Below are 17,096 nucleotides of genomic sequence, written 5' to 3'. Positions count from 1 at the left end.
TCCTCACTGAACCGCGCCCGCTGGCGTGTTCAACAACACAACGGCAGCAGTCACCAGCAAATTGATCAGGGTCAGCGGCAGGCAGAATCGCCAGCTGAAATCCATCACCTGGTCATACCGTGGACGCGGGATGGAAGCGCGCAGCAGGATGAACAGCATGATGAAGAACGCGGTCTTCAGGAAGAACCAGAAGAACGCCAGCTGCGGCAGGATGCCGAACGGACCGTGCCAGCCGCCGAAGAACAGCGTGACCAGCAGGGCCGAGATCAAGATGATGCCGATGTATTCACCAACGAAAAACATGCCCCATTTCATGCCGGCGTATTCAATGTGGTAACCGTCGGCCAGTTCCTGTTCCGCTTCCGGCTGGTCGAACGGGTGACGGTGAGTCACGGCGACGCCAGCGATGAAGAACGTACAGAAGCCGAAGAACTGCGGAATGATGAACCACAGGTTCTGCGCCTGGTACTCGACGATGTCGCGCATGTTGAACGAGCCCACCTGTACCACGATGCCCATCAGCGCGAGGCCCATGAACACTTCGTAGGAGACGGTCTGGGCCGAGGCCCGCAAGCTGCCCAGGAGGGCGAACTTGTTGTTGCTCGACCAACCGGCGAACAGCACCGCGTAGACCGACAAGCCGGCCATGGCGAAGAAGAACAGCAAGCCGATGTTCAGGTCCGCCACGCCCCAGGTCGGGGTGATCGGGATGATTGCGAAGGCAATCAGCAAGGCGCTCATGGCCACGACCGGTGCCAGGGTGAAGATCACCTTGTCGGCAAACGGCGGGGTCCAGTCTTCCTTGAAGAACATTTTCAGCATGTCGGCGGCGATCTGGAACATACCAAACGGGCCAACGCGGTTCGGACCGTAACGGTCCTGCCACCAGCCCAGCAGGCGACGTTCGACGAAGCTGAGCAGGGCGCCCGCCACGACCACGGCCAACAGGATCACGATGGCCTTGACCACCGCGATGATCACGTCGATCACTTCAGGGGTGAACCAGGTCATTGAGCTGCCTCCTGCAGACCGTCAACGGTAAGGCCGAAGATCGCCGGAGGAATCCCCGCGAGGCCTTTTGGCAATGCAACCAGGCCAGCACCCAACTCTTCGTCGATGCGCAGCGGCAGACGCAGGGTCTTGCCGGCGACGTTCACGCTGAGCAGGGCACCGTCGTTGACGCCCAGGCGGTCGGCTTCGGACTTGGCTACGGACACGTAGGCGGCTGGAATGCGCTCTTGTACCGGCGCGGCTTTGGAAGAAGTCTCTTCGCTGCCGAACAGGTGGAAGAACGGCACAACCTGCCAGGTACCCTGGGCCGGGTTGAACGGACGCGGAACGCTGGCGAACCAGTTCAGCGAGTCACCGGTGCTTTCGATCAGGCGGGTGCCCGGGTCGCCGGCACGGATGTGGCCACCGACTTCGTCCTGGAACTTGTTCCAGGCCTGCGGCGAGTTCCAGCCCGGCGACCAGGCGAAAGGCACCTGCTGACGTGGCTCGACCGAACCCGAGTAACCTTCCATGGAGAAGGCAAACGCGGTGTCGTTGTCTTGCGGTGTACGTGGCTCATGCACGCTGATGTCAGCCCGCATGGCGGTACGGCCGGAGTAACGCAGCGGTTCACGGGCGAGTTTCATGCCCTTGATGCGGAACGAGGCAGACGGTGCAGCGTCGACGATGCGTGCCAGTTGCGGTGCGGCTGCGGCTGTGGCGGCAGTCACGTGGTCGAGCTGGGTCCAGTCGATCGGCTGGTTCAGCAGGGTGGCGCGCAGGGCATGCAGCCAGCGCCAGCCTTCGTGAACCAGGATGCTGGCGTCCATGTACTTCGGATCGAACACCTGGAAGAAGCGCTGGGCGCGGCCTTCCTGGCTGACCAGGGTACCGTCGCCTTCAGCAAAGCTGGCGGCGGGCAGTACCAGGTGGGCACGGTCGCTGGTGGCGGTTTTCTGGTGGTCGGCAACGATCACCACTTTGGCCGCGTTCAGCGCTGCGTCGACCTTGGCCGAATCAGTGCGGGTGTACAGGTCGTTTTCCAGCACCACGATCGCGTCGGCACTGCCGTCGGTCACGGCTTGCAGAGCGGCGTCGAGGGACTCGCCACCGAGCATGGCCAGGCCAAGGCTGTTGGCTTCCGGCACGATCAGGCTGATGGAACCGTTCTTCTCGCGCAGCTTCAAGGCTTTGGCAATGTTGGCAGCGGCTTCGATCAGCGCCTTGGAACCCAACGAGGTACCGGCAATGATCAATGGACGCTTGGCGGCCAGCAGGGCGTCGGCGATACGCTTGGCCAGTTCAGCGGCTTCAGCGTCCAGGCCTTCTACGGCAGGCGCACTGGCGTCGAGGGCGTGGGCCACGGCGAAACCGATGCGGGCCAGGTCGTCAGGCGCGGCGTGTACGCATTCTTCTGCGATGTCGTCGAGCTTGGTGGCGGTCAGGCTGGCGATAAACAGCGGGTTCAGCGCGTGCTGGCCGATGTTTTTCACCGCAGCGTCGAGCCAAGGCTGGACGCGCATGGCGTCGGCCATGTCTTCGGCCTTGCCTTTTACCGACTGGCGCAGGGACAGGGCCACGCGTGCAGCGGTTTGGGTCAGGTCTTCACCGAGGACGAAGATCGCGTCGTGGTCTTCGATGTCGCGCATGTTCGGAACCGGCAGCGGGCTGTCGTTCAGAACTTGCAGCACCAGGCGGATACGCTCCAGCTCACCGGCTTCGATACCCGAGTAGAAGTGTTCGGCGCCTACCAGCTCGCGCAACGCGTAGTTGCTTTCGAGGCTGGCGCGGGGCGAACCGATACCGACGATGTTGCGACCGCGCAGCAGGTCAGCGGCTTTATCCAGTGCTTCGTCGAGGCTCAACTTGGCGCCGTCGGCCAGCAGTGGCTGACGTGGGCGGTCTTCGCGGTTGACGTAGCCATAGCCGAAACGGCCACGGTCGCACAGGAAGTACTGGTTGACCGAACCGTTGAAGCGGTTTTCGATCCGACGCAGTTCGCCGTAGCGCTCACCCGGGGAGATGTTGCAACCGCTGGAGCAGCCATGGCAGATGCTCGGCGAGAACTGCATGTCCCACTTGCGGTTGTAGCGCTCGGAGTGAGTCTTGTCGGTGAACACACCGGTCGGGCAGACCTCGGTGAGGTTGCCGGAGAATTCACTTTCCAGGGTGCCGTCTTCAACGCGACCGAAGTACACGTTGTCGTGGGCGCCAAACACACCGAGGTCGGTACCGCCGGCGTAGTCCTTATAGAAGCGCACGCAGCGGTAGCAAGCGATGCAGCGGTTCATCTCGTGGGAAATGAACGGGCCCAGTTGCTGGTTCTGGTGGGTACGCTTGGTGAAGCGATACCGGCGCTCGTTGTGGCCGGTCATCACGGTCATGTCTTGCAGGTGGCAGTGGCCGCCTTCCTCACACACAGGGCAGTCGTGCGGGTGGTTGGTCATCAGCCATTCGACGACGCTGGCGCGAAACACTTTCGCTTCTTCGTCTTCGATGGAGATCCAGCTGCCGTCGGTGGCAGGGGTCATGCAGGACATGACGATACGACCACGGGTGTCGTTCTCGTCGGTGTACTGCTTGACCGCGCACTGGCGGCAAGCGCCAACGCTGCCAAGGGCGGGGTGCCAGCAGAAATATGGAATGTCGAGGCCTAGCGACAGACACGCCTGTAACAGGTTGTCTGCCCCATCGACTTCGAGCTCTTTGCCGTCTACGTGGATAGTGGCCATGGTTCAAAGTTCTTCGTTGGCCCGGTGTCAGCGGGCGTGGCTAATGGAATCTTGTTATTCATGTGCATCAACACAGCCTTGAAGGCGTCAGCACATGAGAAAGCGAAGGGCACGGACCCTTCGCCTTTTTAAGCGTTACGCGCCGACTACGATCGGCCTTGCCAGAGGCGGGACGGCGGCGCTGGTAGGCGCGATGCCGGCTTCGAACTCCGAGCGGAAGTATTTGATCGCGCTGCCCAATGGCTCCACGGCGCCCGGTGCGTGAGCACAGAAGGTCTTGCCTGGGCCGAGGAAACCGACCAGACCCAGCAGGGTCTCGATGTCGCCCTCGCGGCCTTCGCCGTTTTCCAGGGCCATCAGCAGCTTGACGCTCCATGGCAAACCGTCGCGGCACGGGGTGCAGAAGCCACAGGATTCGCGGGAGAAGAATTGCTCCATGTTGCGCAGCAACGACACCATGTTCACGGTGTTGTCCACGGCCATGGCCAGGCCGGTACCCATACGGGTGCCCACCTTGCCGATGCCGCCGGCGTACATTTGAGCGTCCAGGTGTTCTGGCAACAGGAAGCCGGTACCGGCGCCGCCTGGCTGCCAGGCCTTGAGGGTGTAGCCATCGCGCATGCCGCCGGCGTAGTCCTCGAACAGCTCGCGTGCGGTCACGCCGAAAGGCAGTTCCCACAGGCCCGGGTTCTTGACCTTGCCGGAGAAGCCCATGAGTTTGGTGCCCATGTCTTCGCTGCCTTCGCGGGCCAACGATTTGTACCACTCCACGCCGTCGCCGATGATTGCCGGCACGTTGCACAGGGTTTCAACGTTGTTCACGCAGGTCGGCTTGCCCCACACGCCCACGGCGGCAGGGAAGGGCGGCTTGGAACGCGGGTTGGCGCGGCGGCCTTCGAGGGAGTTGATCAGTGCGGTTTCTTCACCGCAGATATAACGCCCGGCGCCGGTGTGCACGAACAGTTCGAAGTCGAAACCCGAACCAAGGATGTTCTTGCCCAAGAGGCCAGCGGCCTTGGCTTCTTCCACGGCACGGTTCAGGTGCTTGGCGGCGGTGGTGTATTCGCCACGCAGGAAGATGTAGCCACGGTAGGTTTTCAACGCGCGGGCACTGATCAGCATGCCTTCGATCAGCAGATGGGGCAGTTGCTCCATCAGCATGCGGTCTTTCCAGGTGTTCGGCTCCATTTCATCCGCGTTGCACAGCAGGTAGCGGATGTTGATGGATTCGTCTTTTGGCATCAGGCCCCACTTGACACCCGTGGGGAAGCCTGCACCGCCGCGGCCCTTAAGGCCTGCGTCCTTCACGGTCTGGACGATGTCGTCCTGGGCCATGTCGGCAAAGGCTTTGCGCGCGGCCGCGTAACCGTTCTTGGCCTGGTACTCGTCAAGCCATACAGGCTCGCCGTCGTCACGCAGGCGCCAGGTCAGCGGGTGAGTCTCGGCCGACCGCTTGATGCGGTTGGCAGGACCGAAGGAAGTCAGGGTCATGGGTAGCCCTCGAGCAATTGGGTGACGCCAGCAGGCTGCACGTCGCCGAATGTGTCGTCGTCGATCATCAACGCCGGCGCCTTGTCACAGTTGCCCAGGCAGCACACCGGCAGCAGCGTGAAGCGCCCGTCCGGAGTGGTTTGGCCCAGGCCGATGCCCAGCTTGCTCTGGATCTCGCTGACCACGGACTCGTGGCCACCGATGTAGCAGACCATGCTGTCGCACACGCGAATGATGTGGCGGCCGACCGGCTGGCGGAAGATCTGGCTGTAGAACGTCGCCACGCCTTCAACGTCGCTGGCGGGGATGCCGAGGATCTCGCCGATGGCGTAGAGGGCGCCGTCCGGCACCCAGCCACGTTCCTTCTGGACGATCTTCAAGGCTTCGATCGACGCCGCGCGCGGGTCTTCGTAGTGATGCAGCTCGTGCTCGATGGCCGAGCGCTCGGTTTCACTCAAGGTGAAACGGTCTGTCTGGATAAGCGTGCTATTCATGCTTAGCGGTCCACGTCGGCCATAACGAAATCGATACTACCCAGGTACGCAATCAAGTCCGCGACCATTTCACCTTTGATCACCGAAGGGATCTGCTGCAGGTGCGGGAAGCTTGGCGTACGAATCCGGGTGCGGTAGCTCATGGTGCCGCCATCGCTCGTCAGGTAATAACTGTTGATACCCTTGGTCGCTTCGATCATCTGGAAGGATTCGTTGGCCGGCATTACCGGGCCCCACGAAACCTGCAGGAAGTGCGTGATCAGGGTTTCGATGTGTTGCAGCGTGCGCTCTTTCGGCGGCGGCGTGGTCAGCGGGTGATCCGCCTTGTACGGGCCTTCCGGCATGTTGCGCATGCACTGTTCGATGATCTTCAGGCTCTGGCGCATTTCTTCGACGCGCACGATGCAGCGGTCGTAGGCATCGCCGTTGGCCGCCAGCGGGACTTCGAATTCGAAGTTCTGGTAGCCGGAGTACGGGCGTGCTTTACGCAGGTCGAAATCGCAACCGGTGGAACGCAGGCCAGCACCGGTGACGCCCCATTCCAGGGCCTCTTTGGTGTTGTACTGGGCGACGCCGATGGTCCGGCCCTTGAGGATGCTGTTGTCCAGGGCGGCTTTCTGGTATTCGTCCAGACGCTTGGGCATCCAGTCGATGAATTCCTTGACCAGGCGTTCCCAGCCACGTGGCAGGTCGTGGGCGACGCCGCCGATGCGGTACCAGGCCGGGTGCAGGCGGAAACCGGTGATGGCTTCGATGACCTTGTACGCACGCTGACGGTCGGTGAAGGTGAAGAACACCGGGGTCATGGCGCCGACGTCCTGGATATAGGTACCCAGGAACAGCAGGTGGCTGGTGATCCGGAAGAACTCGGCCATCATGATGCGGATGGTGTCGACCTTGTCCGGCACCTTGATGCCGGCCAGCTTCTCGACCGAGAGCACGTACGGCAGGTTGTTCATCACGCCGCCGAGGTAGTCGATACGGTCGGTGTACGGGATGAAGCTGTGCCACGACTGACGCTCGGCCATCTTCTCGGCACCACGGTGGTGGTAGCCGATGTCCGGTACGCAGTCGACGATTTCTTCGCCGTCCAGTTGCAGGATGATGCGGAAGGCACCGTGAGCAGAAGGGTGGTTCGGGCCCAGGTTGAGGAACATGTAGTCCTCGTTGGTGCCGGAGCGCTTCATGCCCCAGTCTTCCGGACGGAAGCGCGCAGCCTCTTCTTCAAGCTGTTGCTTGGCGAGGGTCAGGCTGAATGGATCGAATTCGGTGGCGCGGGCAGGGAAGTCCTTGCGCAGCGGGTGACCTTCCCAGGTCGGCGGCATCATGATGCGCGACAGGTGCGGGTGGCCCGGGAAATCGATGCCGAACATGTCCCACACTTCACGCTCGTACCAGTTGGCGTTGGGCCAGATACCGGTCACGGTCGGAACGCTCAGGTCGCTCTCGGAGAGGGCCACCTTGATCATCACGTCGCTGTTACGTTCCAGCGACATCAAGTGGTAGAACACGGTGAAGTCGGCGCCGCTCGGCAGCCCCTGGCGCTTGGTGCGCAGGCGCTCGTCCACGCCATGCAGGTCATAGAGCATGACGTACGGCTTGGGCAGGTTGCGCAGGAAGCTCAGGACTTCGACAAGCCTGGCACGCGCCACCCACAGCACCGGCATGCCGGTGCGTGTGGCCTGGGCGGTGAAGGCGTCAGGGCCAAAACGGTTGTTGAGTTCGACGACCACATCCTGGTCGTCTGCCTTATAAGGCGGGATGTACAGAGCACTGCCTGTAGTCATGGTTTTTTATCGCTTTCGGTCAACGTAAAGAATGAAGCCAGGTTTTCGTTCTATAAAAGAAGCGGTTCTGGATCAGACTTCGTCGGGGCTGCGCAGGTTGGTTACCTGAATACGCTGTTCGCGGCGCTGTTCCTTTTGTGACGGCATCTCGGCGCGGTATACGCCTTGATCTCCGACAACCCAGGAAAGTGGGCGACGCTCCTTGCCAATCGATTCCTGCAACAGCATCAAGCCTTGCAGAAATGCTTCAGGGCGGGGCGGGCAGCCAGGCACGTAGACGTCCACGGGCAGGAACTTGTCCACCCCCTGAACCACGGAGTAGATGTCGTACATGCCACCGGAGTTGGCGCACGAACCCATGGAGATAACCCACTTTGGCTCGAGCATTTGCTCGTAGAGACGCTGGATGATCGGCGCCATCTTGATAAAGCAGGTACCGGCGATAACCATGAAATCCGCCTGACGCGGCGATGCCCGGATAACTTCGGCGCCAAAGCGCGCGATGTCGTGGGGCGCCGTGAAGGCGGTGGTCATTTCCACGTAGCAGCAGGACAGACCGAAGTTGTACGGCCACAGGGAGTTCTTACGTCCCCAGTTGACCGCGCCACTCAGCACGTCTTCCAGCTTGCCCATGTAGATGTTTTTGTGGACTTGGTCTTCTAACGGGTCGGAAACGGTTTCCCGTTCGCCGATTGGGTACTGCTCGTTAGGAGCATCCGGGTCGATCCTGGTGAGATTGTATTGCATCGCCAAAGCCTCATTGTTTCAGCTTCGCTTGCCGCTTGCGACGAGCTTCCGGAGCCCAGTCAAGGGCGCCCACTCGAAATAGGTAGACAAGGCCTGCCAACAGAATTGCTATGAAAACGAGGGCTTCGACGAATCCGGTCCAGCCGCTTTCGCGGACGGACACAGACCAGGCAAAGAGAAAAAGGGCTTCGATGTCGAAGATCACGAAGAGCATCGCGACCAGATAGAATTTGGCTGAGAGCCGCAAGCGGGCGCCACCTGTAGGTAGCATGCCGGACTCGAACGGTTCGTTTTTGCTGCGGCCCCAGGCTTTTGACCCGAGGAGGCTGGAGACGCCGAGCATGAAGGCGCAAAGGCCGACTACACCGAGGAGGAAAATGGCAAAGCCCCAGTTGTGGGCCATGAGTCCTGTCGCTTCGGTCATGCTGGAAATCCTTAACAGAGAGCAAAGGTCTCTGAGCTCGAAAAAGTAACGATGCAGTGACGATATGTCGCAGCGCAATCAATCGCGGTGATTTTATGGCTAAACACCGGGCAAGTAAAATTCCTATAGCGAAATTATTCGATGGAATAAGGACATAGTGCACCTTCTTGGGGCTGTAGCCCTTGTGCTGCGGGCATTAGCGGGCTTTTCACGAATTGTGTTTTGTTTAACCGGTAAAGAAGTTTTCATGCTCTAAATGATAATGAATATTGTTTGCGTGGGTTTTAAACAACTGTTCGGGGTTTAGCGCGGGAAGTTGTTGTTACTTGTGCGGGTGATGCTAGTTGGTAAAGCGGATCTTTTAACTGGTTTTGCAGATGGGAATAGCGCTCTGGATCAATGTTTTGATCGAAATCGGCTGGCGAGGGCGCGCAGGGGCACATATTCAAAAGCCCAATCAAAGGCTGGGCCAAGGCGCGTGCCGCTCTGCTTTCCTGTGGGAGCTGGCTTGGCTGCGATGGCATCGCCTCGGTGTATCGCAGAAACCGAGTTGTCGGCATCGCAGGCAAGCCAGCTCCTACAGTTGACCGTGGCTGCTCTCACACTCCAGTGCTTTTCAGGCGCCCAAAAAAACGCCCCGAACCAGTCGGGGCGTCAGATCGTGCGGCACTGCGGTTAGGTCTTCCGTGGGGCCGCAGTGGCCGTGTACTCAGTACTTAGTGGAACTGCTCTTCTTCGGTCGAACCGGTCAGCGCAGTCACGGACGAGGTGCCGCCCTGGATCACGGTGGTCATGTCGTCGAAGTAACCGGTGCCCACTTCCTGCTGGTGCGCCACAAAGGTGTAACCCTTGGCGGCGTCAGCGAATTCCTGCTCCTGCAGCTTCACGTAGGCAGTCATGTCGTTACGGGCGTAGTCATGCGCCAGGTTGAACATGCTGTGCCACATGTTGTGAATGCCGGCCAGGGTGATGAATTGGTGCTTGTAGCCCATGGCAGACAGTTCGCGCTGGAACTTGGCGATGGTCGCGTCGTCCAGGTTCTTCTTCCAGTTGAAGGAAGGCGAGCAGTTGTAGGACAGCAGTTGATCCGGGTATTCCTTCTTGATGGCTTCGGCAAAGCGGCGAGCTTCGTCCAGGTCCGGCTTGGCAGTTTCGCACCAGATCAGGTCGGCGTACGGCGCGTAGGCCAGGCCACGAGCGATCGCCTGGTCGAGACCGGCGCGCACTTTATAGAAACCTTCCTGGGTACGTTCGCCAGTCACGAACGGCTGGTCGTACGGGTCGCAATCCGAGGTCAGCAAATCAGCCGCGTTGGCATCGGTACGGGCCAGGATGATGGTCGGAGTGCCAGCAACGTCAGCAGCCAGACGAGCAGCCGTCAGCTTTTGAACAGCTTCCTGGGTTGGAACCAGTACCTTGCCGCCCATGTGGCCGCATTTCTTCACCGAAGCCAGCTGGTCTTCGAAGTGAACGCCGGCAGCGCCTGCCTCGATCATGCTCTTCATCAGCTCGTAGGCGTTCAGTACGCCACCGAAACCGGCTTCAGCGTCTGCAACGATCGGTGCGAAGTAGTCGATGTAGCCTTCATCGCCCGGGCCTTTACCGGCTTTCCACTGGATCTGGTCGGCACGGCGGAACGAGTTGTTGATGCGCTTGACCACGGTTGGCACGGAGTCCACCGGGTACAGCGATTGGTCGGGGTACATGGATTCAGCGGAGTTGTTGTCCGCTGCCACTTGCCAGCCAGACAGGTAGATCGCCTGGATACCGGCTTTGACCTGTTGAACCGCTTGGCCGCCAGTCAGGGCGCCCATGCAGTTGACGAAATCTTTTTCGGGACGGAAGGACGGCTTGGCACCCTGGGTGACCAGCTTCCACAGCTTCTCGGCGCCGAGTTTTGCAAAGGTGTGCTCAGGTTGAACCGAGCCACGCAGGCGGACGACGTCAGCAGCGGAATAAGCGCGGGTCACGCCTTTCCAGCGTGGGTTTTCAGCCCAGTCTTTTTCAAGGGCTGCAATTTGCTGTTCGCGTGTCAGTGCCATGGGGAAAAACCTCGTCGCATAGGTCTAGGTGGAAAATTCCATTTGCCAGCCACGTAATCAGTGCGTGGTTATGGCTGCTCGCTGACCAGAAGCTTAGGCGGTCAAGTCAGGCTTGGCGGGGAAGGCGACGGGATGAACGATAGGCTCAAGGGGGAGTTGAGCAGGTAAGGGCGAACTGCGAACAGTCTTCGGGCGTCGTGGGCCTTTGTACGATCCATCAGTGTGTTGCCGGGTTACCTGGTTAGCTTCCGTCCCTCGGGACAACTTCGTTCCAGTCGCAACCTCGTCAAACACACCTTGTGGGCGGTACAGACACGAATCGGCTCAGGTGGGTGGCTTTGAGCGACGATCCGAAGGCCCTTGCCAGGGCCCCTGATTAGCGGGAGCGAGGCCATCATGCCCATGCTTTTTTGGATCGTCAAATGTTTTGTAGTGCTTTTTTTAAAGCACTACATCTTTAGTCTAATACGACTCGCCAGTCAGTTTTTGGTGCTTCAGTTCAGCGTGTCGACTTTGACCCGCAATGTCAGGTCATCGCGCCCTTGAGTAGAGTAGCTGCGGGTTGTAGTGGTTTTGTCGGCCTGGGTCTGGCGGTTGATACCGGCCAGGGTGATCCACTCGCCCAGGCGTCCGCTGACAGTTGTGTCGGTACTTTGCACGTTCACTACATCGGGACGTTCCTGGCTCATGCGGTCACGATTGGTACTGATGCTCAGGTGAACGGTCTCGCCGGTGACGCTGGCCGTCACGTAGAAGCCCTGGGTTACGTTGCGATACTGGGTCTGGTTCTGCGGGCGGCCGTAGGCATCGGGCTGGGTGGTGGTGAGGGGCACGCTCTGGCCGATCTGGATCAGCGCGGGCACGCCTTCGCTGGCCTGGATCTGCTGGATCCCGCCGTCACGGCTTTCGGTGCTGTAGGTGATGACCTGTGTTTGATTGTTGCCGTTGCTCTGCTGGTTGTTTTCGTTGGTGTCGACGGTGATCAACAGGCGTTTGGAAGGCGTATCCAGTTGCGCGAGCAGGGCGCGCAGGCCCTGGATCTTGTCGGGCTCGGCGTTCACGATCAGTTGGTTGCCGTAGGCGCTGACGGTGCCGTCCTTGCCGATAAAGTTCTGCGCCACCGGCAGCAGGTCGGCGCTGGTGCGGTTGCTCAGGGGCACGACTTCGGTGGCGGCCATCACCGAGAAACTGGTGGCCAGGAGCAACAGGGTGAGCAGGGTGCGTAGGGACATGTCCGTTATCTCTGCGAGTCATTTAGGCTAGATATTGCCAGTTTGTCGGCCTGGCGGGGCGCAAGTTGAATCCTGGACGGCAAAAGGCCCTGGCATCGGGGGATGGCAGGGCCTTTTGAGGTGTTGCTGATGGCGCCTTCGCGAGCAAGCCCGCTCCCACATTTGACCTCATTCCAAAGGATGTACTGGATCGAATGTGGGAGCTGGCTTGCCTGCGAAGGGCGCGGCGCGGTCTCGGATCAGCCCTCGCGCACCATATCAACGTGAGGAATCCCGACTTCCAGGAACTCATCGCTGACAATCTTGAAGCCCAGGCGCTCATAAAACGGCGCCGCATGGACCTGTGCACTGAGGATCTGCCGGGTCTGGCCGCGTTTCTCGGCCACGCCGATCACCGCTTCCATCAGCTTGTCGCCGACCTTCAGGCCGCGCCAGTCTTTGAGAACCGACACGCGGCCGATCTCGCCGGTAGGCAGCAGGCGTGCAGTACCGATGGGAAAGTCGCCTTCGAACGCCAGGAAATGCACGGCACTCGCGTCGTCTGCATCCCATTCCAGCTCCGGTGGAACCGATTGTTCAGCGATAAATACCGCTTCACGAATGCGCCGTATCTCGGCGATATCCTTTTGCCAGTCCGCGACACTTACGTGAATCTTATTCATCGGCAAACCCCAGGCTTCCTTGCTTGACCAGTTCCCACAGCAGGGCGCAGCCATCTTCATCCGCCAGCCATGGGCCGAGGTTGTCGATGTGCAGGGCGTCGGCGGCGCACACCAGCTTCAGCAGTTCCCGCAGCTTGCCCGGCAACAGGCGGCTCTGGCCGCTGGCGAACAGCAGCAGGTCGTCGTCGACTTCGGACCAGGCCAGGCGGGCGCTCGGGTTGCGGATCAGCACGGCGCCGTTTTCCAGGCTGCCCAGCAGGTCTTCTTCTTCCACTTCCGGGCCGGCGACCAGTTCCGGGTAGCGCGGCTCGGTCATGAACTGGCCGAACCAGGTCAGCAGCATGCGCTCGTCGCTCATGTGCTCGGCCAACAGGCTTTTCAGGCGGTCGAGGGCGTCGCCCTGGATCTGGTGCGGGTCGCTGACCGGCTGGGCATCGGCGTCGGTGTAGCGCTCTTCGTCAGTCAGGTACTGGCTGAGGAAGTCGGTGAAGTGGGTCAGCACTTCAGCGGCGCTCGGAGCGCGGAAGCCTACGGAGTAAGTCATGCAATCATCCACGGCCACACCGCAGTGGGCCAGGCGGGGCGGCAGGTAGAGCATGTCGCCCGGTTCCAGCACCCATTCGGCGGTCTCTTCGAATTCAGCGAGGATGCGCAGGTCCGCGTGTTGCAGCAGCGGGCTTTCGGAGTTGCACATCTGGCCGATCTTCCAGTTGCGCTTGCCGGAACCTTGCAGCAGGAACACGTCGTAGTTGTCGAAGTGCGGCCCCACGCTGCCACCCGGGGCGGCGTAGCTGATCATCACATCGTCAATGCGCCAGCTTGGCAGGAAGCGGAAGTTTTCCAGCAGTTCGGCCACTTCCGGCACGAACTGGTCGACCGCCTGCACCAGCAGGGTCCACTCGCGCTCGGGCAGGGTGCTGAAGGCATCTTCGGCGAACGGGCCGCGGCGCAACTCCCACGGGCGTTCGCCGTGTTCGATGATCAGGCGCGACTCGACTTCTTCTTCCAGCGCCAGGCCGGCCAGTTCGTCGGCGTCGATCGGGCTTTCGAAGTCAGGGATGGCCTGGCGGATCAGCAGGGGTTTTTTCTGCCAGTAGTCGCGCAGGAATTCCCGTGCCGTGATGCCGCCCAGAAGTTGAAGAGGAATGTCAGGATTCATGTGTAACCTATTGAAAAAAAGCACTTTTCAGACGGGAATAAAAACGCCCGGCGCTGCCGGGCGTCTCAAAGGGTCAAGCTTCTATCAGATGCGTTTGGCTTGAGCCACAGCGTTGCCGATGTAGTTGGCCGGGGTGAGCAGTTTCAGCTCGGCTTTGGCGGCGGCTGGCATATCCAGGCCGTCAATGAAAGTTTGCAGCGCTTCGGAGGTGATGCCCTTGCCGCGGGTCAGCTCTTTGAGCTTCTCGTACGGGTTTTCGATGTTGTAGCGGCGCATCACGGTCTGGATCGGCTCGGCCAGGACTTCCCAGCAAGCGTCCAGGTCAGCGGCGATCTTCTGCTCGTTGAGCTCCAGTTTGCTGATGCCTTTGAGGCTGGCTTCGTACGCGATCACGCTGTGGGCGAAGCCCACGCCGAGGTTGCGCAGTACGGTGGAGTCGGTCAGGTCGCGCTGCCAGCGGGAGATTGGCAACTTGCTGGCCAGGTGCTGGAACAGGGCGTTGGCGATCCCGAGGTTGCCTTCGGAGTTTTCGAAGTCGATCGGGTTGACCTTGTGCGGCATGGTCGATGAACCGATTTCGCCGGCAATGGTGCGCTGCTTGAAGTAGCCCAGGGAGATGTAGCCCCAGATATCGCGATCGAAGTCGATCAGGATGGTGTTGAAGCGCGCAATCGCGTCGAACAGCTCGGCGATGTAGTCGTGGGGTTCGATTTGCGTGGTGTACGGGTTGAAACCCAGGCCCAGTTCGTCTTCGATGAAGGCGCGGGCGTTTTCTTCCCAGTCGATCTCAGGATAGGCCGACAGGTGGGCGTTGTAGTTGCCTACGGCGCCGTTGATCTTGCCCAGCAGCGGTACGGCCGCGACTTGAGCGATCTGGCGCTCCAGGCGATACACCACGTTGGCCAGTTCTTTGCCCAGGGTGGTCGGCGAAGCCGGCTGGCCGTGGGTGCGCGACAGCATCGGAACGTCGGCGAAACGGATCGCCAGTTCGCGGATGGCGTCGGCAGTCTGGCGCATCAGTGGCAGCATCACGTCATCACGGCCTTCGCGCAGCATCAGGGCGTGGGACAGGTTGTTGATGTCCTCGCTGGTGCAGGCAAAGTGGATGAACTCGCTGACCTTGGCCAGTTCCGGCAGCTTGGCCGCTTGCTCTTTGAGCAGGTATTCGATGGCTTTAACGTCGTGGTTGGTGGTGCGCTCGATCTCTTTGACACGCTCGGCGTGCTCCAGAGCGAAGTTTTCCGCCAGGGCGTTCAGCACAGCGTTGGCTTCGGCAGAGAACGCCGGCACTTCGCTGATGCCAGGGTGAGCGGCCAGGCGCTGGAGCCAGCGCACTTCAACCAGAACACGAGCACGGATCAAGCCGTATTCGCTGAAAATAGGGCGCAGGGCCTGGGTTTTGCCGGCGTAGCGGCCGTCAACAGGGGAAACCGCAGTGAGCGAAGAAAGCTGCATGGGGTGTTCTCGGACAGTCGGGCAACGAAATGGGGCGCGTATCATACATGAAAAAATCCGCCGGTCCGTTGCCAACTGACCGGCGTATTACGCGTGGGGCTATAAAAAAATCGGTTGCTGCGACTTATTCGTTGCGCATCAACGGGTAAAGCTCTTTCAGCAATTTGCGTCGGCTGACCACCAACTGCCAGCGATGACCGCCCAATTGGCGCCATAACCGCGCCGAACGAATACCGGCCAACAGCAGGGCGCGGATTTTCGAGGCGTTGTTCGGTTGTTGCAGGTTGCGCATATCGCCGTGCACCTGGATCCGCTGGCGCAAGGTACTTAGGGTGTCCTGGTACAGGGCGCCACAGGCTGCGATCACGTTTTCGTGGGCCGGGCCAAAATGCTCGACCTGGGACTGGATCTGCGGCAGGCGCTTGCCGATGGTGTCCAGCAGGTCGTCGCGCTTGGCCAATTGACGCTCCAGGCCGAGCATCGACAGGGCGTAGCGCAGCGGCTCGCGCTGCAAGGTGCTTGGGTCGCGCTCGAGGGCACCGACCAGTGCGCGATAACCTTCGCGCAGGGCCAGGTCGTCGCCGCCGTACACTTCCAGGGTGTCCTTCGGGTCGCGGATCAGCAGGCTGCCGAGCATGCAGGTCAGGCCTGCCTCGGTGACCTGGCCGGTCTTGGCGATCTTGTCCACCAGCACCGCGGCGAGAAATACGCCGCCCAGTGCCGTCAGTTGCTCCTGGGTCGGGCTCATGCCTGGCTGCTCCAGGGTTCGGCAACTTCGATCACACCGCCCCCCAGGCAAATCTCTCCGTCATAGAACACTACCGATTGGCCGGGCGTTACGGCGCGCTGCGGGTCGTCGAAGGTGGCGCGATAGCCGGTGGCGGTTTTTTCCAGGGTGCAGGGCTGGTCGCTCTGGCGATAGCGCACTTTGGCCGTGAGGCGGCGCGGGCTGCTGAGGTCCACCGGGTTGACCCAGTAGATGTCCGAGGCCAGCAGGGCGCGGGAGAACAGCCATGGGTGGTCATTGCCCTGGCCCACGATCAGCTCGTTGTGCTCCAGGTCCTTGACCAGCACGTACCACGGCTCTTCGCCGGCGTCTTTCAAGCCGCCGATGCCCAGGCCCTGGCGCTGGCCGATGGTGTGGTACATCAAGCCGTGGTGACGGCCGATGATCTCGCCTTCGGTGGTCTTGATCTCGCCCGGTTGCGCCGGCAGGTACTGCTTGAGGAAGTCGCTGAAACGGCGCTCGCCGATAAAGCAGATCCCGGTGGAATCCTTCTTCTTGGCGGTGGCCAGGCCGTGTTTCTCGGCAATGGCGCGCACTTCGGGCTTTTCCAGCTCGCCCACCGGGAACAGTGTCTTGGCGATCTGTTCGCCGCCGACGGCGTGCAGGAAGTAGCTCTGGTCCTTGTTGGCGTCCAGGCCCTTGAGCAGTTCGGTGCGGCCATCGATGTCGCGACGGCGCACGTAGTGGCCAGTAGCAATCAGATCGGCACCGAGGATCATCGCGTAGTCGAGGAACGCCTTGAACTTGATCTCGCGGTTACACAGGATGTCCGGGTTCGGCGTGCGGCCGGCCTTGTATTCGGCCAGGAAGTGCTCGAACACGTTGTCCCAGTACTCGGCGGCGAAGTTGGCGGTGTGCAGCTTGATGCCGATTTTGTCGCAGACGGCCTGGGCATCCGCCAGGTCGTCCATGGCGGTGCAATATTCCGTTCCATCGTCTTCTTCCCAGTTCTTCATGAACAGGCCTTCCACCTCATAACCCTGCTCCATGAGCAGAACGGCGGAAACGGAAGAATCCACGCCGCCGGACATACCGACGATGACGCGCTTCTTTTGTGTGTCAGAAGGGGCTGGATCACGCATAGGATTTCAACG

At 60.8% G+C, this 17,096-nt stretch carries 14 protein-coding genes; all 14 read right to left on the bottom strand.

Annotation, left to right across the window (positions count from 1 at the left end; genetic code table 11):
- Positions 1 to 3 precede the first annotated feature (3 nt).
- Complete coding sequence (gene nuoH, locus AC3WKX_RS19880; RefSeq protein ID WP_003219563.1) at positions 4 to 1,011, bottom strand: NADH-quinone oxidoreductase subunit NuoH; 1,008 nt, start codon at positions 1,009 to 1,011, stop codon at positions 4 to 6.
- Positions 1,008 to 3,722 carry an NADH-quinone oxidoreductase subunit NuoG gene (gene nuoG / locus AC3WKX_RS19875; RefSeq protein WP_008432794.1) on the bottom strand — a complete coding sequence of 905 codons (2,715 nt, stop codon included), beginning with the start codon at positions 3,720 to 3,722 and terminating at the stop codon, positions 1,008 to 1,010. The genes nuoH and nuoG overlap by 4 nt, the downstream gene beginning before the upstream one ends.
- A gap of 135 nt (positions 3,723 to 3,857) precedes the next feature.
- The gene (gene nuoF / locus AC3WKX_RS19870) at positions 3,858 to 5,213 is read right to left on the bottom strand and encodes an NADH-quinone oxidoreductase subunit NuoF (protein ID WP_003219566.1); all 1,356 of its coding nucleotides are present in this window, start codon (positions 5,211 to 5,213) and stop codon (positions 3,858 to 3,860) included.
- Complete coding sequence (gene nuoE / locus AC3WKX_RS19865; protein ID WP_003219568.1) at positions 5,210 to 5,707, bottom strand: NADH-quinone oxidoreductase subunit NuoE; 498 nt, start codon at positions 5,705 to 5,707, stop codon at positions 5,210 to 5,212. Before nuoE ends, nuoF begins: the two co-directional genes overlap by 4 nt.
- Before the next feature lie 2 nt (positions 5,708 to 5,709).
- Positions 5,710 to 7,494, bottom strand: a complete 1,785-nt coding sequence (gene nuoC / locus AC3WKX_RS19860) for an NADH-quinone oxidoreductase subunit C/D (RefSeq protein ID WP_003219570.1) — start codon at positions 7,492 to 7,494, stop codon at positions 5,710 to 5,712.
- 72 nt (positions 7,495 to 7,566) lie between these two features.
- Positions 7,567 to 8,241 carry a NuoB/complex I 20 kDa subunit family protein gene (locus tag AC3WKX_RS19855; protein ID WP_003219572.1) on the bottom strand — a complete coding sequence of 225 codons (675 nt, stop codon included), beginning with the start codon at positions 8,239 to 8,241 and terminating at the stop codon, positions 7,567 to 7,569.
- 10 nt (positions 8,242 to 8,251) lie between these two features.
- On the bottom strand, positions 8,252 to 8,665 hold the full coding sequence (locus tag AC3WKX_RS19850; protein WP_003219575.1) for an NADH-quinone oxidoreductase subunit A: 414 nt from the start codon (positions 8,663 to 8,665) through the stop codon (positions 8,252 to 8,254).
- Positions 8,666 to 9,381: 716 nt separating this feature from the next.
- Positions 9,382 to 10,707: an isocitrate lyase gene (aceA, locus tag AC3WKX_RS19845; RefSeq protein ID WP_003219577.1), complete on the bottom strand. Its 1,326-nt coding sequence runs from the start codon at positions 10,705 to 10,707 to the stop codon at positions 9,382 to 9,384.
- 494 nt (positions 10,708 to 11,201) lie between these two features.
- Positions 11,202 to 11,939 (bottom strand): secretin N-terminal domain-containing protein, encoded by a 738-nt coding sequence (locus AC3WKX_RS19840; protein WP_008432800.1) that lies wholly within the window; start codon positions 11,937 to 11,939, stop codon positions 11,202 to 11,204.
- Between the two features lie 239 nt (positions 11,940 to 12,178).
- Positions 12,179 to 12,601: a GNAT family N-acetyltransferase gene (locus tag AC3WKX_RS19835; protein WP_003219580.1), complete on the bottom strand. Its 423-nt coding sequence runs from the start codon at positions 12,599 to 12,601 to the stop codon at positions 12,179 to 12,181.
- Entirely contained in the window at positions 12,594 to 13,760 is a 1,167-nt protein-coding gene (locus tag AC3WKX_RS19830) for a ribosomal protein uL16 3-hydroxylase (RefSeq protein ID WP_003219582.1), read from the bottom strand. The genes AC3WKX_RS19835 and AC3WKX_RS19830 overlap by 8 nt, the downstream gene beginning before the upstream one ends.
- Positions 13,761 to 13,844: 84 nt before the next feature.
- On the bottom strand, positions 13,845 to 15,215 hold the full coding sequence (purB, locus tag AC3WKX_RS19825; protein WP_003219584.1) for an adenylosuccinate lyase: 1,371 nt from the start codon (positions 15,213 to 15,215) through the stop codon (positions 13,845 to 13,847).
- A 124-nt stretch (positions 15,216 to 15,339) separates the two neighbouring features.
- The gene (gene hflD, locus AC3WKX_RS19820) at positions 15,340 to 15,963 is read right to left on the bottom strand and encodes a high frequency lysogenization protein HflD (RefSeq protein ID WP_003219586.1); all 624 of its coding nucleotides are present in this window, start codon (positions 15,961 to 15,963) and stop codon (positions 15,340 to 15,342) included.
- On the bottom strand, positions 15,960 to 17,084 hold the full coding sequence (gene mnmA, locus AC3WKX_RS19815; protein ID WP_003219588.1) for a tRNA 2-thiouridine(34) synthase MnmA: 1,125 nt from the start codon (positions 17,082 to 17,084) through the stop codon (positions 15,960 to 15,962). Before mnmA ends, hflD begins: the two co-directional genes overlap by 4 nt.
- Positions 17,085 to 17,096: the final 12 nt, after the last annotated feature.

The organism is Pseudomonas sp. GP01-A4, assembly GCF_058780865.1.
Note: the sequence above shows the minus strand (reverse complement) of the source record. Positions and strands in the feature narration are given on the sequence as shown.